The sequence below is a fragment of the Syntrophomonas sp. UBA1041 genome (genome assembly GCF_002316705.1).
In the GTDB taxonomy this organism is placed as follows: domain Bacteria; phylum Bacillota; class Syntrophomonadia; order Syntrophomonadales; family Syntrophomonadaceae; genus DTU019.
Genome location: NZ_DCEA01000001.1, coordinates 60,138 through 85,567, shown reverse-complemented (window position 1 = coordinate 85,567; position 25,430 = coordinate 60,138). Strand labels below are relative to the sequence as shown.

Annotated in this window: 16 protein-coding genes, 1 other RNA gene and 1 other annotated feature; of the genes, 15 read left to right on the top strand and 2 right to left on the bottom strand. The window is 52.6% G+C overall.

Annotated features, from left to right (window positions below; all coding sequences use genetic code 11):
• The first annotated feature begins 2 nt into the window (after positions 1 to 2).
• The 7 genes from B2633_RS00405 (at position 3) to ssrS (ending at position 7,607) form a co-directional block, all read left to right on the top strand.
• Positions 3 to 629 (top strand): MBL fold metallo-hydrolase, encoded by a 627-nt coding sequence (locus tag B2633_RS00405; RefSeq protein ID WP_483168553.1) that lies wholly within the window; start codon positions 3 to 5, stop codon positions 627 to 629.
• A gap of 84 nt (positions 630 to 713) precedes the next feature.
• Positions 714 to 1,081 (top strand) — a binding site (T-box leader).
• Positions 1,082 to 1,221: 140 nt separating this feature from the next.
• Positions 1,222 to 2,061, top strand: a complete 840-nt coding sequence (gene aroF, locus B2633_RS00400) for a 3-deoxy-7-phosphoheptulonate synthase (protein ID WP_483168552.1) — start codon at positions 1,222 to 1,224, stop codon at positions 2,059 to 2,061.
• Positions 2,061 to 2,669, top strand: coding sequence for a prephenate dehydratase (locus B2633_RS00395; RefSeq protein WP_483168551.1), 609 nt, complete (start codon positions 2,061 to 2,063; stop codon positions 2,667 to 2,669). Before aroF ends, B2633_RS00395 begins: the two co-directional genes overlap by 1 nt.
• 75 nt (positions 2,670 to 2,744) lie before the next feature.
• Complete coding sequence (gene hemZ, locus B2633_RS00390; protein WP_483168550.1) at positions 2,745 to 4,232, top strand: coproporphyrinogen dehydrogenase HemZ; 1,488 nt, start codon at positions 2,745 to 2,747, stop codon at positions 4,230 to 4,232.
• A gap of 57 nt (positions 4,233 to 4,289) precedes the next feature.
• Complete coding sequence (gene hisS, locus B2633_RS00385) at positions 4,290 to 5,576, top strand: histidine--tRNA ligase (protein ID WP_483168549.1); 1,287 nt, start codon at positions 4,290 to 4,292, stop codon at positions 5,574 to 5,576.
• Positions 5,573 to 7,330 carry an aspartate--tRNA ligase gene (aspS, locus tag B2633_RS00380; protein ID WP_483168548.1) on the top strand — a complete coding sequence of 586 codons (1,758 nt, stop codon included), beginning with the start codon at positions 5,573 to 5,575 and terminating at the stop codon, positions 7,328 to 7,330. Before hisS ends, aspS begins: the two co-directional genes overlap by 4 nt.
• A gap of 97 nt (positions 7,331 to 7,427) precedes the next feature.
• Positions 7,428 to 7,607: non-coding RNA, 6S RNA (gene ssrS, locus B2633_RS00375), on the top strand.
• 54 nt (positions 7,608 to 7,661) lie between these two features.
• On the opposite strand, the gene B2633_RS00370 is transcribed toward ssrS, so the two are convergent.
• Complete coding sequence (locus B2633_RS00370; protein WP_483168547.1) at positions 7,662 to 7,802, bottom strand: hypothetical protein; 141 nt, start codon at positions 7,800 to 7,802, stop codon at positions 7,662 to 7,664.
• A gap of 346 nt (positions 7,803 to 8,148) precedes the next feature.
• Here B2633_RS00370 and B2633_RS00365 point away from each other — a divergent pair, with 346 nt between their 5' ends.
• Genes B2633_RS00365 through B2633_RS00355 form a run of 3 tightly spaced genes read left to right on the top strand, consistent with a single transcriptional unit; the run spans position 8,149 to position 10,580 of the window.
• Positions 8,149 to 8,835: an endonuclease III domain-containing protein gene (locus B2633_RS00365; RefSeq protein WP_483168546.1), complete on the top strand. Its 687-nt coding sequence runs from the start codon at positions 8,149 to 8,151 to the stop codon at positions 8,833 to 8,835.
• A gap of 5 nt (positions 8,836 to 8,840) precedes the next feature.
• On the top strand, positions 8,841 to 10,139 hold the full coding sequence (locus B2633_RS00360) for a phenylacetate--CoA ligase family protein (RefSeq protein WP_483168545.1): 1,299 nt from the start codon (positions 8,841 to 8,843) through the stop codon (positions 10,137 to 10,139).
• 12 nt (positions 10,140 to 10,151) lie between these two features.
• A complete protein-coding gene (locus B2633_RS00355; RefSeq protein ID WP_483168544.1) occupies positions 10,152 to 10,580 on the top strand; it encodes an ACT domain-containing protein in 429 nt (142 codons plus the stop codon).
• Positions 10,581 to 10,651: 71 nt separating this feature from the next.
• On the opposite strand, the gene B2633_RS00350 is transcribed toward B2633_RS00355, so the two are convergent.
• Positions 10,652 to 13,990 carry an AfsR/SARP family transcriptional regulator gene (locus B2633_RS00350; RefSeq protein WP_483168543.1) on the bottom strand — a complete coding sequence of 1,113 codons (3,339 nt, stop codon included), beginning with the start codon at positions 13,988 to 13,990 and terminating at the stop codon, positions 10,652 to 10,654.
• A 416-nt stretch (positions 13,991 to 14,406) separates the two neighbouring features.
• Between B2633_RS00350 and B2633_RS00345 the strand changes: the two genes are divergently transcribed.
• The 5 genes from B2633_RS00345 to B2633_RS00325 all read left to right on the top strand — a co-directional run.
• The gene (locus tag B2633_RS00345; protein WP_483168542.1) at positions 14,407 to 20,814 is read left to right on the top strand and encodes an S-layer homology domain-containing protein; all 6,408 of its coding nucleotides are present in this window, start codon (positions 14,407 to 14,409) and stop codon (positions 20,812 to 20,814) included.
• 905 nt (positions 20,815 to 21,719) lie between these two features.
• Positions 21,720 to 22,142, top strand: coding sequence for a division/cell wall cluster transcriptional repressor MraZ (gene mraZ, locus B2633_RS00340; RefSeq protein ID WP_481040181.1), 423 nt, complete (start codon positions 21,720 to 21,722; stop codon positions 22,140 to 22,142).
• A gap of 2 nt (positions 22,143 to 22,144) precedes the next feature.
• On the top strand, positions 22,145 to 23,080 hold the full coding sequence (gene rsmH, locus B2633_RS00335; RefSeq protein WP_483168541.1) for a 16S rRNA (cytosine(1402)-N(4))-methyltransferase RsmH: 936 nt from the start codon (positions 22,145 to 22,147) through the stop codon (positions 23,078 to 23,080).
• Between the two features lie 20 nt (positions 23,081 to 23,100).
• Positions 23,101 to 23,583, top strand: a complete 483-nt coding sequence (locus B2633_RS00330) for a septum formation initiator family protein (RefSeq protein ID WP_483168540.1) — start codon at positions 23,101 to 23,103, stop codon at positions 23,581 to 23,583.
• Positions 23,584 to 23,610: 27 nt separating this feature from the next.
• Positions 23,611 to 25,430, top strand: a 1,820-nt coding sequence (locus B2633_RS00325; RefSeq protein ID WP_483168539.1) for a stage V sporulation protein D, incomplete at its 3' end; no start/stop codon positions are given.

Genomic DNA, 25,430 nt, shown 5'->3' with positions numbered 1-25,430 from the left:
CATTGATTCTCAAGCGCGTTGAAGTTAGTTCTATGGCAGTCAACTGTTATATTGTGGGCTGTGAGGAAACCAAAGAGGTGGCGGTAATCGATCCCGGCGGCAACGCCCGGGGTATCCTCAAAGTCTTGGAGGATAATGGTCTGAAAGCCATCTACATCATCAATACCCACGGGCATATCGACCATATTGGAGCCAATCGTGCCATTAAAGACGCCACCGGAGCCAGGGTTTTGATTCATCGCAATGACGCTAAGATGCTGACTAATGCAGTGTCCAATTTTTCCTTTATGATGGGTCAGCAGGTCACCAGCCCCCCGGCGGAGGATTTTATAGATGAAGGCGATATTATTAAAATCGGCACTACGGTAGAATTGGAAGTGATTCACACCCCGGGACACAGTCTGGGGGGAATCTGTTTGGCGACTGACAATATTATCTTTTCCGGTGATACCCTTTTCTATGGTTCCATCGGCCGCACCGATTTCCCGGGGGGATCATACCAGGATCTGATATCCAATATAAAGAACAAGCTGCTTTGTTACGATGACGATGTGGTGGTTTATCCCGGACACGGGCCGGCTACAACGATCGGTTTCGAGCGCAAGCGCAATCCTTTTCTGCGCGACTAGTCATTTGTCCAAAAATTAAAATATTTAAGGCTTGTCAATCTTTACAGACGGTCTGAAGTATGCTATCATCTCGTTATTAATATTGAAAATGCGATGAATAAGTAAAGTAGGTTTGTGAAGTCATGCAGAGAGAGGATGCCACCGGCTGCAAGCATCCTTATGAGGAAGCAAATTGAAGTTCACTTAGGAGCACCCGGCTGAAACATAAGCAAGTAGGTCGAGGCGGAACCCTTACCGTTAAAAGAGGGGGGATATCGGATTAAACCTGTATCCTGATCATCAGGCACCGAAACCATTGGGTGGTATTGCGTGTAAGCACCAGGCTTCTCGTCCCATAAGGATGTGAAGCCTTTGTTTTTTAAGGCCTGAAGGTTAGATCCCGTATCCTGATAGTAAAGCGGCCTTATGGCAAATTGGGTGGTACCGCGGGAAGTTCGCCTCTCGTCCCTTGTGGAGAGAGGCCTGTTTTATTTTCTGGAACGATTCGAAAGAGGGTGGATTGGGGTATGTCGGCACAGCTGCCAAACCTGGGGATGTTTACTCCTTCATAAATCACCGCTGACTTCAGACTGATTAAAAAGGAGATGATCAAATGCTCAATGCTGCACTGAAAAAAACCTCATCAATGCTGGTGGCCAGTCAGAACGGGCACAAAACCAGGGTAGTTGTAAAAAACATCTGTTTCGGAGGCGAAACAATACCTATAATAGCCGGCCCCTGTGCCATTGAAAATGAAGACACCTTGCGTGAAACCGCCTTCAAAGTGAGGGGGGCCGGTGCGGTTGTACTGCGGGGCGGCGCCTACAAGCCGCGCACCTCCCCATACAGCTTTCAGGGTCATGGCCGGGCCGGGCTGGAATGTCTGGCCAGGGTAGGCGAAGAGATGAATATGCCGGTAATCACCGAATTGATGGATGGAGAAGAGCTGGAAGCGGTCCTGGAATATGCAGATATCATCCAGATCGGGGCCCGCAATATGTATAACTACAGTTTGCTGCGCAAATTGGGAAAAACTGATAAACCGGTGGTCTTGAAACGGGGGCTTTCCGCCACCATTGAGGAATGGCTTATGGCGGCCGAGTATATTCTGGCTGAAGGCAATTCCCAGGTTATACTGTGCGAGCGGGGCATCCGCAGTGCGGAGACCTGGACCCGCAACACCCTGGATTTGAACGCGGTAGCACTGGTCAAACAACTATCCCATTTACCGGTGATGGTCGATCCCAGCCACGGCACCGGAGTGCGCAGCCTGGTGGCCCCTATGTCACTGGCTGCTGTAGCGGCCGGCGCCGATGGATTGATGATCGAAGTTCACCCCCGGCCGGAAAGCGCCCTGTCAGACGGAGAACAATCCCTGACCCCCAAAGGCTTCAGTCAGTTGATGCGTCAGCTGGAAGCCATGGCCCTGGCAATGGGAAGGAGGGTGCGCTGATGGCTTATGCGGTCTTAGGCCCCTGTGGCACTTTCAGTGAAGAGGCCGCCCGGAGGTATTGGGGGGCGGGGGTGGAACTGACAACTGTGGAGGATTTGGACATAATAGGCCGATTGCTGGCCGATCGCCAGGTTCAAGGCGCACTGGTGCCCTTGCACAATACCATAACCGGATGGGTAAACTCCACCCTCAAGCTTTTCAAAACACAGCGCCTGGCTATACAGGGACAGATTGATATACCGGTTGCACAGCATCTTATGGCCTGTAATCCCTATGACCTGCAGGACCTGGAGGTGGTTATCTCCCATCCCCTGGCCCTGGAGCAATGCCGGGACTTCATCGCCTTCAGGCTTAATGGGGTCAAACTGGAACACCTTTCCAGCACGGCCGGAGCCGCTCAGGTGCTGCGCTCGGAGCCGCGCCGGGCTGCCTCCATCGGAAGCGTTCAGGCGGCTCGGTTATATGGCCTGAAGATTATACAGCATAATATCAACCGCCCCGGAAATATCACCTGTTTCGTTCATATTGAGAGCCTTAGGAAAGCGCCGTTTTCCAACCGGAGCCAGGCCCGCCCCTCTGCCTTCCGGCCATGCCGGGACAGACGCTGAAAGCCGCCCCCGGGTTTGGTCTGCGGTTAAGATTCGGGTATTATTGTCTAATGAAGCAAAATGGGAGGGCGTAAATTGCGCATCATACTCAAACTGGAACCTAACAGCCTTTATGACAGTATCCATGAACTGGTTCGCATGGCTTATCCCGGCTGTGAGATCGTCTGCGGGGAAGGCGAGGGGGATTTGATGCTTGAGCTGCGCCTTGATATCGATGATAAGGCGGCCGTAATCGCGGCGCAGATTCACACTGCACAAGGCGCCCGGACCCGGCGGGAGAGATGCGCTATTGCGGCGGACATCGGGGCCGGACTCTTCAACTGGGCTAAGCAGCAGGTGCGGGCTTTTACCTATGACCTGCTCTGCGAGCTGACCGGGGAGAATATCAACCGCTACGGCATCCTGACCGGGATGAGGCCGGTTAAACTGGCGCACCGTCTTTTTGACCAGGGCCTCAACCCCCGGGAAATAGAAAAACGCCTGGGCTCAGACTACCGCCTGGATCCGGAGAAGGCCCATTTGCTGGTGGAGATCGCCAAGGCTAACCGGCCTTATCTGCTCGGGGCAGATGAGGCCGGCAAATGGGTCAGTATTTACCTGGGCATCCCTTATTGCCCCTCCCGCTGTTACTATTGTTCGTTTCCGGGGGCGGTCCTGACTAATTATGAAACCGAAATAATCCCTTTTCTTGAGGCGCTATTCCGTGAGATCAGGGCATTATCCGGCTATTTGAAAGAGCGGGGCTTAAAAGTTCAAACAGTGTACCTGGGCGGGGGCACCCCTACAGTGCTCTCCACTTACCATCTCGAGCGGCTTTTTGCCGAGCTCGTGGCTTGCGGCTATATAACAGCCCAAACGGCGGAGATCACTGTAGAGGCGGGCAGGCCGGATACCCTGGACCTTCACAAGCTTCGGGCTTTGAAGGCCAACGGGGTCAACCGCATCTGCATCAACCCTCAATCCATGAATGATAACACCCTGGCCGTTATCGGCAGGAATCATGATCAGAAAGGAGTGATTAAGTCCCTTGAATGGGTAAGGGAAGTCGGAATCGAAAAAATCAATATGGACGTAATCATAGGTCTTCCTGGGGAAGGCCTGACCGAAAACACGAACACAGCACAACAAATTCTCAGATTAGAACCAGACAACATCACGGTCCATACCCTGGCTTTAAAGAAGGGTTCTCTTATGGCTGAGAAGGAAAACGGGATTACCCCGCAGGAGAGAACCAGGCAGGTCGAAGCCGGGGTGGAACTATTCAGTGACTTGCTGCGCGGGGCTGGTTTTATACCCTATTACCTGTATAGGCAAAAATATATGAAAGCCAGTATGGAGAATCTGGGTTACGCCAGGCCTGGATCCTTCTGCCTTTACAATATTCAAATGATAGAGGAGAGGCAGACCATTATCGGGTTGGGCGGAGGGGCCGGCAGCAAATTCATTGATCTCAAGGCAGGCAGTCTGGAGTCGTTTTACAACCCCAAAAACCCCGCGGCATACTGCCAGACCGTGGAACAGCTAATCTCTCGTAAAGTTGACAAGCTTAGGGCATTAAATTAGAATTATCCATGACAATGACCATTATTCTACCCAATTTTGATAATTCTGGAGGATATTATGCCCATCAAAGCCCCTCGGGGCACATACGATACTCTGCCTCCGGTTTCCGGAAACTGGCAGGCCCTGGAAGACAGCCTCAAAGAGGTTGCCCGGCTGTATGGCTATCAGGAGATCCGCACCCCGCTTTTTGAACACACTGAACTTTTTGAGCGGGGAGTCGGGGAAGGAACCGATATCGTCAGCAAAGAGATGTATACCTTTTTTGATAAATCCGGGCGCAGTCTTACTCTCAGGCCGGAGATGACGGCCAGTTGCGCCCGCGCCTTGATAGAACACAGCGCACATGCGGGATTGCTGCCGGTAAAGTGGTTCTATTACGGGCCCATGTTTCGCTACGACCGCCCCCAAAGCGGCCGTTACCGGCAGTTTCACCAGTTTGGGGTTGAGGTCTTTGGCAGCGCCAGCCCGATGGTGGATGCCGAAGTCTTGATGATGGTGGTGCAGATGCTGCGAGCCATCGGCCTGACGGAATACCGGCTGCATATCAATTCGGTGGGCTGTCCGTCCTGCCGCGATAGCTATCGCCAGGCCCTGTTAGCCCATATTAAGCCGCTTTATGAGCAGCTTTGCCCGGATTGCCGGCAGCGCTACCAGCAGAACCCCTTGCGGGTTCTGGACTGCAAGAACGAGGGCTGCCGCCAGGCTATAATCGGACACCCGCGTTTACTGGATCACCTCTGTCCCGATTGTGCCGACCACTACCAGCGGGTTCAGGAGACCTTGACCCGGCACGGCATATGTTTCGAGCACGATGACCAGCTGGTGAGAGGCCTGGATTACTACACCAACACCGCTTTTGAGATCCATATCCCCGGCATAGGCGCACAGAGCGCCGTGGGGGGCGGAGGACGCTACAACGGGCTGGTAAAGGCCATCGAAGGCCCTGATCTTCCGGGAATCGGTTTTGCCCTGGGTATGGAGCGGCTGTTACTGGCTTTGCAACAAGATAAAGCGGGAGGCCGGGAAAAAAACAGCATTGAGGTATTTGTTGCGGTGATGGAGCCGCAGTACGAGGATGCCGCAATCTTGATCATGCAGCAGCTCAGGGCTGCCGGCATTGCTGCCGACAAAGATTACCTGGACCGCAAAGCCAAGGCGCAGATGAAATATGCCGATAAGACCGGCGCTCAGCTGGTGCTGTTTGTCGGCGAACAGGAAGTTAAAGAAGGCTTTGTAACCGTGCGCGACATGACTAACAAGGAACAGGCGGTCCTATCCAGGTCTGACCTGGTTCCCGGCATAAACAAACTTTTGCATCAGAATGAGGAGGCACAGGCACAATGAAACGAACCCATTATGCTACACAGATAGGGATTGCCCAGATAGGCCTTGAGGTTGTTCTCAATGGCTGGGTCAATACCCGCCGAGACCATGGAGGGTTGATCTTCATTGACCTGCGTGACCGTTCTGGCATTATTCAAGCCGTGTGCAACCCCGAGCTAGACCAGGCCGCTTTTGCGGTGGCGGAACAAGTCAGGGGAGAGCATGTGATAGCTGTCCGAGGTACTGTGCAGAGAAGACCGGCAGACACCGAAAACCCCAATCTGAAGACCGGAATGGTGGAAATTTCGGTAGCCCAACTGCAGGTATTCAACAAAGCCAAAACCCCGCCGTTTTATATTGAGAACAATATAGAGGTGGACGAGAACCTGCGCCTTAAATACCGTTATTTGGATCTGCGCCGCCCCGAGATGATGGATAACCTTATGCTCAGGCACCGTATTGTGAAAAGCATCCGTGACTTTTTGGACGACAGGGATTTTGTCGAGGTGGAGACCCCGGTCTTGACTTCGAGTACACCCGAGGGGGCTCGCGACTATCTGGTTCCCAGCCGGGTGCACCCGGGCCGCTTTTATGGACTGCCCCAGTCGCCGCAGATTTTTAAACAGATGCTGATGGTGGCCGGGCTGGATAAATATTTCCAAATTGCCCGCTGCTTCCGGGATGAGGACCTGCGTGCCGACCGGCAGCCTGAATTCACCCAGCTGGATATGGAGATGTCCTTCATCGATGAAGAAGATGTTTTCAGTCTGGTGGAGGAATTGATGACGGTGCTGTTCAAGCAGATAGACCGTCCTATTAAAACCCCATTTCCGCGTATCCGCTATGATGAAGCCATGGCCAGGTACGGCAGCGATGCCCCGGATCTGCGCTTCGGCCTGGAAATAGTAGACCTGACCGAAATTTTGAAGGATGCCCAGTTTAAGGTTTTTTCACAGGCGGTTCAAAACGGGGGCGTGGTTCGCGCTATAAATGCCCGTGGCTGTGCATCCTGGACCCGGCGCGAAATTGATGAAATGGGCAAAATGGCGGTAGACAACGGAGCCAAGGGGATGGCCTGGATCGCCTGCACCGAAAACGAGCTTAAATCTCCGATAACCAAATTCTTAAATCAGGCCGAAATCGATGGGATTATGTCCGCCCTGGACGCCAAAGCCGGAGACCTGCTTTTGTTTGGAGCCGACTCAGTAGCGGTGGTCAATCGGGTAATGGGCTTCCTGCGCCTGGAATTGGCCCGGCGCCTCAAGCTGGCCGAGCCTCAAGAATTGAATTTCACCTGGGTTTATGATTTCCCGCTGGTGGAATACGATGATGAGGAAGAGCGGTATGTGGCGGTGCATCATATGTTCACCTCACCCCGGCCCGAGGATATCGAACTCTTGGAGACAGAGCCCCTGAAGGTCAAAGCCCGGGCCTACGACCTGGTATTGAACGGAACTGAGATCGGGGGAGGCAGCATCCGGATTCACCGCCGTGACTGGCAGGAAATGATGTTTGCCAGAGTAGGGATGAGCATGGAAGAAGCCGGCGAGAAGTTCGGCTATATGCTGGAAGCCTTTGAATATGGCCCCCCCCCCCATGGCGGGATCGCTTTCGGCATTGACCGCCTCCTGATGATCATGGCCGGGCGCCAGAGCATCAGGGATGTGATCGCTTTTCCCAAGACTCAAAGTGCCGCCTGCCCCTTGACCGGCGCGCCTTCCAGAGTGAGTTCCCGGCAGCTGCGTGAATTGGCGCTCAAAGTCAAGGAAAAATAAATCGCAAAATTTTGGTAAAGTTATGCCCGGGGGGATTCCTTGAAAGCCAGGCCCCAGATATGTTATAGTTTTGCTAACGAGAGATATGAGGAATCAATTATCCCTGCTGTGTTCGTGAGAACAGCCGTTCAGTTTTTGCCAACACCAAAAATTAGGGAGCTTGGTCTCCACATGTGGCTGTATGCCCGATTATGACGGGAAACATTAATCATGTGGGAGGGCACCCACCTGCGAAGCAGGTTTAAACAACGGTTGCCCACGGCTCGGTGGGGTTTTTATGTTCAGGTCAGGCTGGGTTTGTAACAGATACTCGGCGGCCTCCCGACTCCTCTCAGGAGACCGGGGCCACGGAGAAACTTACCTGACCCGGTTTACCCTTCGCCAGCACCTCGAAACCAGTCAGCAGGTATTTGCCCATCGACAATATGATTATGTCCCGGATGCCATTGATTCCCTTCCTGATAAACTTCATTTGATAAAAACCTGTATAAAGCAGGATATGCCCCGATCAACTTTATGGGTGCCGCCGACCGATTGATCCCCGTTTATTGACGGCAGCCGATTTCAGCCGGACTAGTGTCTGCCCCAGGGCCGCAAGCTTCGACGAGAGCTTCGCAAAGACATATTGTCAATGGTCTGGAAGTGGTCTTCTCCCGGGCAGCCCGCTTGTGAAGCAGGACCGGCATTATTGGGCAGTTGGTGACCGTAACGCCAGTGCCGGTTTATTGATGGCTCAACAAGCTGCTAACGGCTTGCTGGATCTGGCTTAAATTCCCCAACTTGAGAAACAAGACCTTATTCAGGAAGGACTGTATCCAGTGTCAGAATCTCACCCGGCCTCATTACTGACTATATATGATCAACTCTATAATACTTTTGGCCCGCGCTATTGGTGGCCCGCCGAAAGCAGGCTGGAGATCATCATCGGCGCCGTTCTTACTCAGGGGGTCTCGTGGAGAAATGTGGAAAAGGCCATAGGCAACCTGAAAAATACCGGCAACATGGACTTTAATGCCCTCCTGCAGATGAATGACGATGTTATGTCTGGGCTGCTACATCCCGCCGGCTATCATCGCCAGAAGACCCGCAAGCTGAAAACCCTTCTGGGTTGGATAGATAAGCGCTTTGAAGGAGACATCGATGCTATGTTTAATGGCCCTACCGCGGAATTGCGCCGGGAGCTTCTGAATCTGTGGGGCATCGGGCCGGAAACAGCTGATTCCATACTACTCTATGCCGGCGGGCACCCGGTTTTTGTGGTTGACGCCTATACACAGCGAATATTTTCCCGGATGGGATTGGTAGAGGAGGAGCTTGACTATCAAGCCCTGCAAAATTATTTTCAGGAAAACCTGCCCCCGCAGGCCGAACTGTACAATGAATACCATGCCCTCCTGGTGACGCTGGGAGCAAACTTCTGCAGGAAGCGAGGCCCTCGCTGCGGGGGCTGCCCGGTTGCATCCGGGTGCAGATATAATGAGCAGGAAAACAATACTAGGAGGTAGAATACATGATTTGGAATAAAGAAAAAGAATGTATGCCCCGGGAGGAGTTAGACAAGCTGCAATTGAGCAGGTTAAAAGAGACAGTTTTTCGGGCCTACAGCTTTGTTCCGGCCTATAGATCCAAGATGGATGCGGCAGGGGTTAAACCCCAGGATATCAACAATCTGGCAGACCTCAAGTATCTGCCCTTTCTCACCAAGCAGGATTTCCGTGACAATTATCCCTTCGGCTTGCTGGCTGTACCCATGCGTGATGTGGTGCGCATCCAGTCTTCTTCCGGCACCACCGGCAAGCCGACTGTAGCCGGTTATACCCGGGATGATATAGAAACCTGGGCGGAATTGATGGCCCGGGCCCTGACCGGCGCCGGAGCCAGCGCTGATTCGATCATTCAGATCACCTGGGGTTATGGACTGTTCACCGGCGGTTTGGGAGGCCATTATGGGGCCGAAAAAATAGGTGCGGCAGTACTGCCCGCTTCCGGGGGGAATACCCGGCGGCAGATCATGTTGATGCACGATTACGGCACGACCTTGCTGGGCTGCACCCCGTCGTATGCCCTGGTTATGTATGAAGAATTCATGGAGTCCGGCTTGGATCGTTCCCAGTTCAGATTCAAAACCGGCTTATTCGGAGCCGAACCCTGGTCGGAGAACATGCGCAAAGAGATCGAAAGCAAATGGGAGATCGACGCTTATGATGTCTATGGCATGACCGAACTCATCGGGCCGGGGGTAGCCTCGGAATGCGCCGGTAAAAACGGACTGCACCTGGCTGAAGACCATTTCCTGGCGGAGATAATAGATCCCGACAGCGGGGAGGTTCTACCCTATGGCAGCCACGGCGAACTGGTAATTACCTCATTGACCAAACAAGCACTGCCCCTGGTGCGCTACCGTACCCGGGACCTGACCAGGATAAACCGCGAGCCCTGCGAGTGCGGCCGCACCCACGCCCGCATCCAAAAAATACTGGGCCGTTCCGACGATATGCTGATTATTCGTGGAGTCAATGTATTTCCTTCCATGGTGGAGAGTATTCTATTACAGATACCTGGTATCGAGCCGCAGTACCAGCTGGTGGTGAATCGGGTCTCCAATCTGGACCGGCTCGAAGTACAGGTGGAAGTCTCGGAAGGGGTCTTCAGCGACGAAGTCAGAAAGCTGGAAGAGCTGGAGGCCAGAATCACCCGTGATTTAGACAGCGGCTTGGGCATCTCGGTCAGGGTGAGATTGGTAGAACCCAGATCCATTGAAAGAAGCGAAGGCAAGGCTAAGAGGATTATTGATAATAGGAAATTATAGGAGGGAGACAATATGGCCAAACAGATTTCGGTTTTTCTTGAAAACAAGGCGGGCAGACTATCCCATGTGACCCGGGTACTGGGGGATGCCCAGGTGAATATCCGAGCTTTGTCCATTGCGGATACTTCTGATTTCGGCATCCTGCGCCTGATTGTTAACGATCCTGAAAAGGCCTACCGGATCTTAAAGGAACAGGGTTTTACCGTAAGCCAAACTGAGGTCGTTGCGGTGCAGGTTCCGGATTCACCCGGCAGCCTGGCTACGGTTCTGGAACAGATGGCGGAAGAGAACCTCAACATCGAATACCTCTATGCCTTTTTAGGGACCAAAGATGACGACGCCCTGATCATCTTTAAAGTCGAGGATATACAACGGGCCAAAGCGGCTTTTGAGAAACAGGGCATCCGTTTCTTGGAAGAGAAGAAGCTATACGAACTATAGAGATAAGAACAGATAAAACAACCGACAACCGGGCTGGATGAAATAATACGGCCCGGTTGTAACATTTTTTACTATATCTCTTGCTGCCTAAGTCTTGTACTGCGGATTGCCTCAGTCAACCTTCTGTCAACCTTTATATCAAGCTCCTGCTCCAAACGCTTTTTAAAGCTGTAGTAAAGCCTGGCTGCCTTACTTTTTCCTCCCCGGGACATATATAGCTTAATCAGCTCCAGGCATACGTTTTCATTATATGGCTCCGCAGCTAACGCCTGTCTCAGAATTTCTTCGGCCTGCCGCCATTCTCCACGCTTAATATAGATTGCGCTCAGTTTCTGGCATGACTCCATAAAGATGGATTTGAACCTTTCCCGTTCATGGAATACCAGGTCTCCGTAATCACTGCCTTCCATCAAATCCCCTTTGTATATTAAGAGCATTTTTTCCAGAAGGTTGGCCTGTTTTTGTTCTATTTGAGGAGTATGGCCGGTAAGCCGGGAAGACTCGCCATAGAGGCGTAAAAATTCGTGTATATCGAGGTCCAATGCCTCATTCTTTTTTATTTGCAGGCCTTCCGGGGTTTCATAGATCAAGGCGTTGTTCCCCGCAACATCCGCGTCATATTTGGCAAGTGTTTTTCTAAGATGATACAGTGCGGTCCGCTGTGAAGCAAGGGCGGATCTGCTGTTGGCGCCGGGCCAGAAAATCTCTGCCAGAACCTCTTTTGATACGGTATTGCCGCTGCGCAGCAAAAGATATTCGAGAAAACCCTTGACCTTTTTGGTTTTCCATTCCGTGTCGGGAATTTTTATACCGTTTACCGAAATCTCCGGTTTTCCAAACAGAGATGCCTTGACAAAATAAACCTGCTCCGAACCAGCCTTATATGTAGAGACAAAATCGTCGCTAAAAGCGGTTATGCGGCTTTCATCTATGGTTTTTACCCTGACGCTCAAGTAGCTTACCGTCTTACTGTCGTAAAATTTGCTCAGCAGCGCTTCCGCATACTCGGTACAATAGCCGTAACGTATGCTTCGCAAGGCCATTTCAATGAAAGTGGGGAGATGCATGTCCCAGAACATGGAATACCTGTTGCCGGCCGCCAGCCCCATGGCCTGCTGCAGATAGCGGCGCCCCTGTTCCGTATCGCCCTTGGCATAATACAGTCTGGCTATGTGGAAGCAGGAGCCGCACAGCACCTGATATCCCTTTTTGGCCCTGGTGGATTTTATAGATGCAAGCAGGCTGCGTTCGGCCAGCTGAAAATCTCCGGCCTCCCTGGCAATCGCTCCCAGTATGGACAGTGCGCTTTCATAGATCATCATGCCGGGACGCGCCTTTCGGATGAGGGCAATATCCTTGCGGGCTTCCTCAAGATCCGGCCCGGGACCGCCGGGTTGTATGGCCCAAAGGCGCCGGAGCAATCTGCATGCTGCAGCCAGTGCATGGTTGCGTATGCGAAGAAAGAGGAAGACAGCGTGGTCGAGCATTTCAACAGCAGCTGCCCCATCAAAGGACAGGTATCGTTCAAAAGCAGCCAGACGCCTGCTGTGGGCCGACAGGTATTCATAATCGTATTTTTCGCCGATAGCAAGGATCTCAGCTATATGTGACGGCAGGCATTCCCTCTCGTTTTTCAGAGATAAAACGATGGAAAGAAAAAGCAGGATAAACCCCCTGGAAGGCTCAATATTCTTGAATTTATCCAATTTTAACGCTGTTTCCATGCAGCGCTCCGCCTGATCAAGCTTACCCAGGCAAAAATAAATGATGCAGGAAAGGATTAGATACAGCCAGCGACTGTCTTCAGGAAGAAGGGCATACAGGACCTTTTCGCTTTGTGCTTCCGCCAGGGAAAAGCGGTCTTCCCCGATGGACCGCACCATGTCAACGACGACCAGGGTGTTTCCGAGCTCCGCCGAAACATCGGGCCGCTGCCCGGGAAGGCCCGCTGCCATTTCGACCAGCCCCTTCATATCGTTGCTGCACATTAAAATGTAGATCAGAACACTGGCCCCGTCATAATAGGTCTGAAGATTGTTATCCAGCAATGACAAGCTTAGCACCTTTTTCAGGGTGTTTACCACTTCCGGCTGCTGGCTGTTGGGCATCAGCTGCGCTTTAAACAGCAGCAGGACCGGGTTGTCATTGATCATATCCTCCGGCAGCAGATCCAGCCACAGCTTCAATTGACCGGTCTCTCCGATCATGAACTTATTAAACCCCGCTTCTGTCACCATATCTACAGCGGAGGCGGAATTGCCGCATTTGGCCAGGTGCTCCGCGGCGCGGCCGTAGGTGCCTTGTCTCATGTAATATCTGGCGGCTTTCAGATGCAGCCCGCAAATCTGTTCGTCGGGACAGCGCTCTTTTAAAACGGACAACAGAAATTCCCGGAATAAAGCATGGAAACGGTAGACCACCGGGTCCCCGGGAATCCTCTGGATGAACATGCCGAACCCCATGCACTGACCCATAAGTGCGTTTATATCATCGATTTCCAGTATTTCCGAGGCTTCGGCCGCTGAAAAGTCCTGCAGCAGGGCCAGCCTTGCCAAAGCATCCCGCGTATCGCCTTCCACGGATTTGAGCACCTCCAGGGACATATACCGGAACAGGGCGTCTTCATGACCCAGCTTACCGGATTCGATTGATACCGCATCAAGGGCTTTGCTTTGGAAGGCCTGCCATAAGATTATGATGCCGGCTACCCAGCCTTCAGTATTTTCGGCAATGAGCTCGGTCAATTTCCTGTCCGGGACGGTTTGCCCCATCTTCAGCATGAAATCCTCTATTTCAGCAGCGCTGAAAGCCAGATCCTCAGTGCCCAGCTCTAGAATTCTTTTTTCCAGTTTTTGTTTTTCTGTAAAAACAGGCAGATGGGCCCGGTTTAGTATAAAAATCGCCCAGGATGGCGGAAGGTTATCGAGCATGTACCTGATCATGTCGCATATATCCCCGACCTGGGCCACGTTTTGAAAATCATCCAGGACAATATAGGTCCGGCTATTACCAGCCCGGTCATGGGCTGCCCACATTTCCCGGCAGATCGCGGCAATTACCTGATGCGGATGTGAGCGCAGATCTGCCTGATCCCCAAGGGTTTGCCGGGTTGCTGCAAACTCGGAGGGTTCCGGCGGGAATAGTGTCTCGGCCAGGTGGGCGATGAACACCGGCAGGTTTTTATCTGCAGCGTCCAGGCGATACCAGCATACCCTGAAAGGCCTGGCGGCCTGACGGTTAAAATATGAAACCGCCAGGGTGGTTTTCCCATAACCGGCAGGCGCGCTTACGGTAACCGCTGTGCAAGAATCCATATGGTTATGGATCTTTTCCAGCCGGTCTGTCAGCAGAAAGCCTCCGGACAGCTCGGGCATAATCAATTTGCTCTTTAAGACGGGAATAGTGTTCATGCCATCGACCTTCCGAGTACGTTTACAATAAAATATTAATTTATTTTACCATAATAAAGCCATTTAAAAATGGTCCTTTATTGCGGTTTTCCAGGGGTTCCGGCCCATAGGCGCCACTTTTTCCATTTTATATTTATTTGACGCCTGTACTGTAAAATCGAAAAGGAATTAAAATGGAGTTTTTATATCTTTTGCTTACAAGGGGGTCAGTCATGGCTGATTTAATAAAATAACGGGCTATATGGGCCGTTTGACTCGGACACCCATAAGAATAACGCGGCAACCATGAAACGATAAAGCGGTGGACAACTGCAGGATTAAAAGGGGGATGGTACAGGTTTAAAACACATCTGTGAAATATTTGATGAGAACCATCTCGAACCATTTTGTGATTTAGAGAGGAGTGAATTGTAACAATGTCTTTTAAAAGAAAATCCAAAACCTTATCCCTTTTATTGACCTTGGCCATGCTGCTCACGCTGTGGCCGGGAGTGGCGCTGGCGGACCCCGACATTACTCCGCCAGCGTTTGATGCTGACTCTCCGCGGGTGGGTACTCTGCTGGACGAGGGTTCGCGGGCAGTGAGTATTATCTTTGAAACAAAAGATAATGAGCAGGTGTATTACTATCTTGTGCTGCTGCCGGATGATGCTGACGAACCAGACAGCGAACAAGTTAAAAGTGGACAGGACGCAAGCGACAGCCCCGCCCTTTACTTTAAAACAAACGAAGGTGACTCTAAAACCTCCAACATCTCCATGAAGATCCGCGCTCCGCAGCACGACACGGATTACGATATCTATATAGTGCTGGGAGACGACGAAGGAAACCTGTCTGTACCGGCTAAGATAGAGGTAACAACGCCCGCCGCTGCCGATTTTTTCGTCGCAGGGTACCCAAAAACGGGAGCGGTACAGGCCCCGGCCAGCAAGAAAATGGAGGTACTGGTAACAATTCAGGTTCCGAATAATGGTTATGGTAGGGTACATTATGTTCTTGTGGAGCAAGGTGCAGACGCGCCGTCTATTGACCAGGTCATCGCTGGAAAGGACAGTGCCGGAAATAATGCGCTGGACAAGAATACGATAAACTGCCCCAACGACACCGAGAAAAACTTCTTTGTCATCGGGGATGCCGACGCGACCGATTATGATCTCTATCTGGTGGCGCAGGACACGTATCCGAGCGATGCTCCTTGTACCGAGGCAGTCAAGCTGGGGGTCACAACGCCTCCTGCCACAGCCACACCGCCCACAACCCCAACGATTACCGGTGCGGTTATGGATGCGCAAAATCGCTACATAACTGTAACCTTCAGTGAGGGTGTTTATGGAAATGCTGCCCACAATACCGGAATTGATAAGGATGACTTCGCCATTGCCTTTGTCCAAAATGCTGGTGGGGTAAGCGGTGCTTCAATTAATTCAGTTTATAAAGTAGGAACTGGTTTGTTGCCAACCGGCGGGGAAACTCAGTTTGATATTGGGCTGAAATTGGTCGATGGCCCTCCCAGTGGAACTGAAACCATTGCCATTAGCCCCATAGCTGATTCGATTTATAGTTCTAGCGGGGTCGCTGTACCCGAGACGGAGAGTACCGGAGTGATCTCTCTGAATAGTTTATCGCCCCAGAGCTTTGCCGAGGGCTATCCGGAAACTGGCGCGCCACAAGCGGCTGGGAGCAAGTCGGTACAAATACTGGTCAAGGTTGCCCTGGCGGGTGTATTAAATTATGTTGTGCTGCCCGACGGCGCTACAGCACCCACCGCCCAGCAGATAAAGGATCATGCCAATATTGACGGCCAACCGGTGATATCTTACGCGGGACAGTCAATTGGCGCTAACGTTGAATTACCCATTACACTAGACACAAACTTGGACCATGACACAGCTTATGACATCTATATGGTAGCTGAAGCGGGCAACAACAACTTCAGCGCGGTCAAAGTGCTTGATGTAAGAACCCCACCAGAGACAGGGACAGATACGCCGATTAACATCGCGGCCATCCCGGGCGTAACTGCGCCGGTGACAGGGGCGACTCCGGTTACGGAAATCACTGAGACCGCGCAGTATACGGGAACCGTTTCCTGGTCGCCCGCCCATAAGCCTTTTGATGCCGGCAGGCAATACACGGCGACCATCACCCTGACGCCGAAATCCGGCTATACCCTGACCGGCGTAGCTGCAAACTTCTTTACAGTAGCGGGCGCGGAGTCAACGACTTACGTCGCGGATTCAGATGTAGTCACGGCGGTGTTCCCGGCAACCGCAGCGGTACCGCTGGATAATTACGTCTGCCGCCGATCCTCAGTCCCTGAACAACAATATACGTTCTTGCAGAATGCCCTTTATGATGTGGAGGACGGCCAGACCATTACGCTTCTTGGTAATATCAACCACAGCGGCGGGATTGAGATCGAGGGAAAGAGCGTCCAATTCAATCTGAGCGGCCGCACCTTGAATGTCACCAATGCGTCAGGCCCGGGGTTTGTAGTAACGAATGGAGCCGTCACGCTTATGGGTGATTCCGGCTCTTTCAACGTCACCGGTAGCCGCTTTGGAGTGCAAGCGTATAACTCTAGCGTAACCGTAACCAGTGCCACGGCAACGAGCGATGAATCAGGAAGCGCCGGGGTCTGGGGAAATACAGGCTCTTCCATTACGGTAAGGGGCAATGTAACAGCCACTGGACTACTCGGCAAAGGAGCGTCAGCTATAAACGGCGGAACCATTGTCATAAAAGGCAATGCGGCAGGCAGCGCAGGTGCTGCTCATGCTTCCGGCACAGGAAGCAGTATTGTTGTTGAAGGTGACGCCACTGCCACTGGATCAGGTGGCGCTGGCGTTTGGGCAGATAGCGGAGCAACTGTTACTGTCAAGAATGTTACCAGCGGTATGAGCAGTGAAGGCGGCGCAAAGGCCCAGGCTGGCAGTACAATAACCATAAACGGCACGATCACGGCTCCTGCAGGATATTATATAAAGGTTGAAAATACAGACAAAACGGTCGATGAAAAAGATACCTCCAGTGACAAAAGCGGCTACTTACAGTATTCGGCTACGGCCACGCATACCAGCTTCGTTTGGGTCAAGGATGCTACGGCTCCGGCAGGGACCACTGGCAACCCGGTGTGGGCGAAAAAAGCCGCATTGCCGGCCAGCAGTCCCATAGAAGATATGAAATATCTTAACGGCGCATACTGGGCGGTGGGCTACAACAGCACCCTGCTGAAATCCACTGACGGTGAAACCTGGACCAAAGTGAATGTGGGCACTCAGTTTGACCGTTTGACGGGCATCACTTACGACGGAAGCGGAACCTATGTCCTGGTCAGCACGTCAGGCGATTACTCCGGCCGCATCTATACCTCGACTAACGGTACAGACTGGACGGAAAAGGCGGCGGTGCCACAGCAGCTGAGCGACGTAGCCTTTGGCGGCGGCAAATTTGTGGCCGTAGGCGGAGCAAGCAACGTCCTGATCTCCACCGACAACGGCGCGACCTGGCAAAGCAGGACACTGACCCAGGAGGCAGGCAAAAAGACCAAGCTGCTGTCCATCGCCTATTCGGCTATTAGCTCGAAATTCGTGGCGGTAGGAATGGGCTCCGACACCATCCAGCACAAAGGCGGCATCCTGACCTCCGCGGACGGGGAAACCTGGACGGGCACTTATTCCGATTCCACAAACACCATATGGGACGTTACCTACGGCGACGGAGGCTTTGTGGCCGTGGGCGGTAGAGAGAGCGGAGGCTACTTCCTCGCTATCTCTTCCTTTGGCGATAGTTGGACAAAGCCTGTCCCTTCACCTTCTTATGCGCAGCTTTTCTCGGTAGAATACGACGGAGCCCGGTTCGTTGCGGCAGGCCGCACCAATCCCGGCATGGCCGCCTTTACCACCACTTCGCTCAATGGTGTTAACTGGACAGATAAAATAGGCGGCGGGCTGCCCTACCTCGACGCAGCTGCTTCCAATGGCACACGCATTGCGGCTATGAGCGGTTATGGCAATATTTACTCCTCGGATGACCTGGGAACAAGCTGGACCTACCGGACCCTGGGAACGACCAAAACGCTCAATGACGTGGCCTATAACGGCACAAATCTCTATGTAGCAGTAGGTGCAGAAGGAACGATCCAAACCTCAGGGGACGGAATCAACTGGGCAATTCAAAACTCCGGGACTACCTATAATCTGAATAAGGTGGATTATCTGGGCGGCAAATTCATCGCCGTGGGCAAGAACGGAACCATACTCACCTCGTCTGATGGCACGACCTGGACAGTTCGAACCTCGGGGACGACTCTGGAACTCAAAGGAATCGCCTACAGCGGTGGAAAGTACGTCGTTGTAGGAGGGGACGACGACTGGGCTAAAGTCATATGTGTCTCCGATGACGCTGAGACGTGGAGCAACGTTGACGCCCCTGGCATTTCCGTATCCCTTAACACGGTAGCGTTTGGAGATGGGGTATTTATTACCTTGACAAAAAACGGCGCGGCATTTACTTCCTCTGATGGTGCAACTTGGAGCGGAGCCGAAAGCCTTGACAGCTCATCAAAATATCCCACCGACCTAATCTATGCCGGCGGTAAATTCGCGGCGGTGGGCGGCTCGGGGGAAATCTATTTATCTTCCGACAAGGGCGGCAAATGGTCGATTGTCAAGAGTGATTTTGGCCAGTACAACCGGGGTATTGCCTACGGCGGCGGCAATTTTATCGCGGTGGGTGATCTGGGCAATATCATCGCCTCGGCAGACGGCGGTGCAACTTGGTACCGCCAGCCCGCCGGCCTGGAACTAAACCCCCATTCGTCAGATAATAACATGTACACCGATCTAAAGGGCATCATGGCGGGAAACAACTGCTTTGTGGCGGTGGGCGCGGCCGGGTTGGTGCTCAAATCCAACATGACTGCCGTTTCAGATGATGCCGATGCCCATGACGTAGCCGTCGCCAAGTCGGCTCTGGACTTTAACAACATAAAGCACAATGCGGATAATAGTGCAGGAAGCATCACCCGGAGCATGCACCTGATGACGGCATTAAGCGCACCGACCGACGTGCCGAATGGCAGCGGAGCCCTGGATGTGGAAATCAGCTGGCAAAGCAGCAGACCGACCGTTATTTCAGGGAACGGCACCGTCAACCGGCCCGCCTTCGAACAAGGCGACCAGGTGGTTTACCTGACGGCGACGTTTACAAAGAATTCGGCCACAGCAACCAAAACATTCATCGTGCGGGTGCTGGCCAATGAAGCCGGCGGTCTTACGGATGCTCAACGCGTGGCGGCGGCCAAGGCTGCACTGGGAGACGGCTCGGTCACGGTGCCTGCCGGCTCCGATCAGGCAGCTAAAACAGCAGCCGTCCAAAGCTATGTGAACGGTCTGCTGGCAGCTGTCCCCGAGGCCGTAGGCGTGACCGCAATTGTCAGCTACAATAGCGGCACGGGCGAGTATGACGTCGCGCTTAGTAAAGGCGGCGCAAGCGACAGCAAGAGCCTTGACATAATGATAATCGAGTCAGCCGACCCGGACATCGCAATCGTGGCGAACGCACTGAATGCGGCAGAAAACGCGGCCTACAGCAATATGACCCAGGCAGCGGCCAGCAGCGAGGATGCGATCAAAGCGGTGTTAAGAAATACTGCTGTAACAGCGGTAAACAACGCCAACGTTAGCGTCACCGTCAACAAGGTCAGCTACGTTGTACCGCTGGCAGGCACCTCCACGAATCCCAGCGGCACAAATGGCAGTTACGCCTTTACTGTTACCGTAAGCAAGGGTGCGCAGAGCCAAACCACCACGCAGAAAACCATCACCATTACCGCGACAGCTTATACCAGCCCTAGCCCAAGCGGTGGCGGCAGCAGCGGGAGTACCCCGTCAGGCATTCTGGTGACCTCGGCCGGCAAGGACGCCACCGCTAGCGGAATCACCCTGTCATTCCCCGCCGGAGCAGTGGAAAGCGATGTCCGGGTGCAGGTAAAAGAAGCCGGCCTGAGCTCCGGGATGACCCTGCCCGCCGACAGCCAGCTCATCAGTCAGATAGTGGATATAATAAAAGATAAGTCCGGCAACTTCGCAGAACCGGTTACCGTTACCATGTCCTTCAACAAGTCAAAAATCGATCCCGCCCAATACGACATAACCATCTGCTATTTTGACGAAGAGACCGGCCAGTGGGTGGAACTGGACAATATCAGAGTGGATCTGGATACCTCCACAGTATCCGGCGAAGTACACCACTTCACCAAATTCGCAGTTATTGCCACCCTCAAAAAAGAGCAGCCCCCGGTGCCTCCAGCGCTGCCTGACGACATTGCCGGTCATTGGGCCAAGGATAGCATTGCCCAATTAATCAATGCCGGGGTCGCGGGCGGTTATCCCGACGGCAGTTTCCAGCCGGATAAAACCGTCACCAGGGCCGAATTCACCGTCATGCTGGTCAAAGCCTTAAAGCTGGAGTCCATGGAAGGACCGGTCTTTGCGGATACCGCCGCCCACTGGGCCCAGGACAGCATCAGCACCGCCGCGGCTCACGGTTTCATCGGCGGCTATGACCAGAACACCTTCGGTCCGGATGATCTGATCACCCGGGAGCAGGCCGCTGTCATCATCGCCCGGGCGGCCCAACTGGAGGCGGGAGGAGAAGCCCTGAAGTTTACCGACAGCGGGCGGATTTCCCCCTGGGCATTGTCCGGCGTAGCCGCCGCGGTAAGCAGCGCCTACCTGACCGGCTACCCCGACAACAGCTTCCGCCCCCAGGGCCATACCACCCGGGCCGAAGCTGCGGCGCTCATCGCCAAATTCCTGTAATCCCGAAAAGATATCGGAAAAACAGGGCCGGCAAACAGACTGAAATAATAAGGGCAGCGGAGGCGTAAGCCTCCGCTGCCCAGACCGCCGACAAAAGCGAATAACTGCGTTGCTCAATAGGCCCGCTCAATCAACGTACGATTTGTACGTCAATCGCGGGCCTATTGAAGGCTTTGTTCTTCGCTTCCGTCGCTTGCTCTGCCGCCCCGCTTATCGACAGACTGCTCCTTGACACCAGAATCATTGCAGGGCACGCTCAGGCTAAGGCCTGCCGTAGCTGCGACTACTATGCATTTGCTTCTGGAAATTCCTATACTAGTCCAGGATAGGCTGGCTGGGGAGTATTTGCGTTGGCACAATGAATAAGTCTATTGGGGGTAAAAGGTGGGGGATATCATCGCCGCAAGGCCAAATTATTACGCATTTTCCACACGGTTCGAGACCTTGAAAGGCTTTACAAATTCAAGGCCGGCGCTGGAGCAAGCGGATAATGAAGGATTCTCTGCGGCATTGAATGATGTCGAATCCATGCAGCCATTTACAATATAGGACATAAGCCAGGTCTAAAAAACTTTCTATCGCCTAAATAATCCATACTCTGTATTTGGGATTGAGACACAAGGACGGTAAAATCCTGATAAAAACCAGGAAATTAGTCCTTGTTTTTTTATGCTCATAGTATGAATTTTGTAAAAAAAAGGGGTTACCTGACAGACTGAAAGCAACAAAAACCCTATTTTATCGCGATTTTGCCTTTTGTAATCACTTGAGGCGACAGAAAATAACCTTTGTTCCAATTTTCACAAAGAAGGGGAACGTTTTCCCTATATAGAATAGAAAAGTGGTATGAAGTGGTGTAAAGTGGTTTATTATCCCACTCGATAATAAATCAAGGGGCGAATAAGATGTTTTTGGGCCAATACCAGCATTCATTGGACAACAAAGGCAGGATCACTGTACCGTCAAAGTTCAGAGAAGAACTGGGCGAGACCTTTGTATGCACCCAGGGATTGGACAATTGCATTTTTGTGTACCCCCTGAACGAATGGCAGCGCCTGGCTGATAAACTGCGCGAACTGCCCTTCACCAGTGGAGATGTGCGCTCCTTTGAGCGATTTTTCTTTTCTGGGGCGGCTGAACTGGAAACCGATAAAAATGGCCGCGCCGTCCTGCCGGTGCACTTGCGGGAGTATGCCGGGATAGACAAGGACCTCTTAATTGTAGGGATAGGCAGCCGGGTTGAAATTTGGTCAGTGCAAAACTGGGTACGCTATAATCAAGCAACTGCCAGCACAGTGGCAAAAATCGCTGATGGGCTGGGTATTTAGGAGTGAAGAGCGTGCATATACCAGTTCTGCGGAACGAGGTCATAAAATACTGGCTGGGTGACCCGCACGGTTTCTATATCGATTGTACTCTTGGCGGCGGCGGCCACCTGCGCGAATTGCTCCAACATCTTTCCGCCGATGCGCAGATCCTGGCCATCGACAAAGATGGCGAGGTATTGCAGGAAACGGCCCCGACCCTCGCTCATCCCGGACTTCGTCTGGTTCACGGCGATTTTAAGAACCTGGATCAGTTTCTCACCGCTGAAGAGCAGGGGCAAGCAGAAGGAATTTTAATGGATCTGGGGGTATCTTCCTTTCAGTTGGATGAAAGGGAACGCGGGTTCAGTTACCACGAAGAGGCTGAACTGGATATGAGAATGAACCGCGATCAGCCCATTAAAGCCTCAGATCTGGTCAATCAGCTGACGCAAGAAGAACTCAGCCGAATTATTTTTACGTATGGCGAGGAACGGTTTGCCCGGCAGATCGCCCGGGCTATCGTTAAATACAGGGAAGACCGGCTGATTTCCACGACACTGGAACTATCCAGTATCATTAAAGAGGCCATCCCGGCCCGGTACCGGCGTGACAAACACCCGGCGCGCCGGACCTTCCAGGCCTTACGGATCGCAGTCAACCAGGAATTGGAAGCCCTGGAGGCCAGTCTTCCTCAAGCGGTGGGGGCGTTAAAGCCCGGGGGCAGGTTATGCATCATTACCTTTCATTCCCTGGAAGACCGCATCGTTAAAAAATTTTTCGCGGAGCAGGCCAGAACCTGTGTTTGTCCGCCCCGGCAGCCGGTATGCAACTGCAATTACCGGCCCAGTTTAGAGGTAGTGACGAGGAAGGCCATTTTGCCCGGAGAAGTCGAGTTGACCATCAACCCTCGCGCCCGAAGTGCCAAGCTGCGGGTAGCCAGGAAGATAGAAGTTCTATGAAATAGGAGGGAAGAATAAGCATGGTACAGGCGGGCTATCAATACGCAAGTAGCTGGGAAGAGGCAGCACCTCAACAAGAAGTTCCCCGGGTGCGAAGGGTGAAAAAGACCTATCGCAAGGTTTTCAAAGGGAAATTATTAGCAAAGCTAGGTTTGGCAGCATTTGTGTATGGATTGCTCCTGGTGTTCTTGTGCCTGAAAGCAGCTACCCTCGGTTATCAGATTGTGCATCTTGAAGAAGATATTCGTAAATTGGAGTCATCCAATCAGCGCCTGCAGTACGAGATAGAAAAACAGGTGTCTCTGGACTATGTGGAAAACTATGCCGTCACCCAGTTAGGCATGTATAAACCGGAAGAACATATCAAGGTGGCCAGCACCAGTGTGGAGAAGTCCGACACTGCCGCTGTGGTTTCCACTCCAGTCGCCGTGAGCAGCAACGAGGACAAAACCCTTCATAAGATATATGCCAGTTTGGTACAGCTCGCAGAGCACAATCAATAATATATATTAAAAACGAGGTGCGCCAAAATGCAAACTACCAGTCTGATGGTCAGAAAGCGTATTGCCACGCTTTTTTTGCTATTCACCCTGGGATTTTTTTTCCTGGGAGGCAGAATGTTTTGGGTACAATTCGTTCGCGGGGCCGAGTTATCCGAGAAAGCGGCTCAGAATCGAACCCGGGATGTCCCGGTGGAATCCAAACGAGGCATTATCAGTGACCGCAACGGTCACGATCTGGCTATTTCGGTCAGTGCCGACTCTGTTTATGCCATTCCCGCAGAGGTATTGGCCAGCAAAAGGGAACAAGAAGTAGCTCAAAAACTGGCGCCCCTTCTGGGTATGGACGAAACCAAGCTTTATGAACGCATAACCCGTCAGAGTTCCTACGAGTGGATCAAGCGTCAGATCGAACCAGAGATCTCCCAACAAATCCGGGATCTGGACCTCCCCGGAATTGGACTCACCGAAGAAAGCCGCCGCTATTACCCTAAAGGCTCCCTGGCAGCCCATGTCCTGGGGATATCCGGGGTGGATAATACCGGTTTGGAAGGCATCGATTATTTTTACAATGATTTAGTTGGAGGGCAAAAGGGGCGCATCGTCATCGAGCACGACGCTGCCAACCGCCCCATTCCCGAAGCCACTCACCAGTATGTCCCGCCGGTGGACGGCGCCAACCTGGTTTTGACTATTGACGAAACCATCCAATATATTGCTGAGCGAGAACTGGATAAAGTATTTAAAGAGCGGCAGGCCAAAGCTGCCACCGTCATCGTAATGGACCCCGCCACCGGCGAAATATTGGCCCTGGCCAACCGCCCCACCTTCGATCCCAATAATTTTGCGGACTACCCCGCCAGCAACCGGCGTAATTGGGCAATCAGCAACGCCTATGAACCCGGTTCAACTATGAAGATCACCACCGCTTCCATGGCTTTGCAGGAAGCTATCGTCAATGAAAATACCCCCTTCTTTTGTTCGGGCTCCACCAAAGTCGGCAAAGAAACCATCGGGTGTACTGACCACAGGGCCCATGGGCAACAGACCTTTGCCCAAATCGTTGAAAATTCCTGCAACGTCTCTTTCGTGCAGGTGGGTTTAACCCTGGGCATGGAGAAGTACTATCATTATTTAAATGGATTTGGGTTCGGGCAGCCCACCGGCATCGACCTGCCGGGAGAAGCTGCGGGAATACTGGTGCCGCAGGAGCGCGCCAAACAGATCGATTTGGCCACCATGTCCATGGGGCAGGCCAATGCCGTCACCCCGATTCAGCTCTGTAACGCTGTCGCCGCGGTAGCCAACGGGGGCAAACTGATGAAACCCTATCTGGTCAAACAGGTGGTGGATCAGAACGGTAATGTGCTGCAGCAAAACGAACCCACTGTAGTACGCCAGGTTATATCTGAGGAGACTTCCAAACGTTTATCCATGATCCTGGAAGGGGAAGTTATTAATGGGACCGGGAAAAATGCTTATATTGAAGGCTATCGCGCCGGAGGCAAAACCGGAACCGCTCAAAAGATTGCACCCGGGGGCGGATATCTCTCCAATGAGTATGTAGCCTCATTCATCGGTTACGCTCCGGCGCATAAACCGCGCCTGTTGTGTATTGTGGCAGTCGATGCCCCGCAGGGATATCCTTATTATGGAGGCTGGGTGGCAGCTCCGGTGTTTAAGAATATAATGCAGGATGCCTTACGCTATTTGGAAGAGCCCATGTATAAAGACGGCAATGCGGAGCAAACCCTACCACAAGAGGAAATGGTTGTGGTTCCCGATGTGGTGAATTTGCCTCTGGAAGAGGCCACCGCCGCTTTGAGAGCCCGGGGACTGCAGGCCAAGGT

Bases quoted from the DNA above. Each gene is read 5' to 3' on its own strand.
- aroF (WP_483168552.1), top strand. From the start codon at position 1,222: ATGCTCAATGCTGCACTGAAAAAAACCTCATCAATGCTGGTGGCCAGT.
- B2633_RS00395 (WP_483168551.1), top strand. From the start codon at position 2,061: ATGGCTTATGCGGTCTTAGGCCCCTGTGGCACTTTCAGTGAAGAGGCC.
- hisS (WP_483168549.1), top strand. From the start codon at position 4,290: ATGCCCATCAAAGCCCCTCGGGGCACATACGATACTCTGCCTCCGGTT.
- aspS (WP_483168548.1), top strand. From the start codon at position 5,573: ATGAAACGAACCCATTATGCTACACAGATAGGGATTGCCCAGATAGGC.
- B2633_RS00370 (WP_483168547.1), bottom strand. From the start codon at position 7,802: ATGAAGTTTATCAGGAAGGGAATCAATGGCATCCGGGACATAATCATA.
- B2633_RS00360 (WP_483168545.1), top strand. From the start codon at position 8,841: ATGATTTGGAATAAAGAAAAAGAATGTATGCCCCGGGAGGAGTTAGAC.
- B2633_RS00355 (WP_483168544.1), top strand. From the start codon at position 10,152: ATGGCCAAACAGATTTCGGTTTTTCTTGAAAACAAGGCGGGCAGACTA.
- B2633_RS00350 (WP_483168543.1), bottom strand. From the start codon at position 13,990: ATGAACACTATTCCCGTCTTAAAGAGCAAATTGATTATGCCCGAGCTG.
- B2633_RS00345 (WP_483168542.1), top strand. From the start codon at position 14,407: ATGTCTTTTAAAAGAAAATCCAAAACCTTATCCCTTTTATTGACCTTG.
- mraZ (WP_481040181.1), top strand. From the start codon at position 21,720: ATGTTTTTGGGCCAATACCAGCATTCATTGGACAACAAAGGCAGGATC.
- B2633_RS00330 (WP_483168540.1), top strand. From the start codon at position 23,101: ATGGTACAGGCGGGCTATCAATACGCAAGTAGCTGGGAAGAGGCAGCA.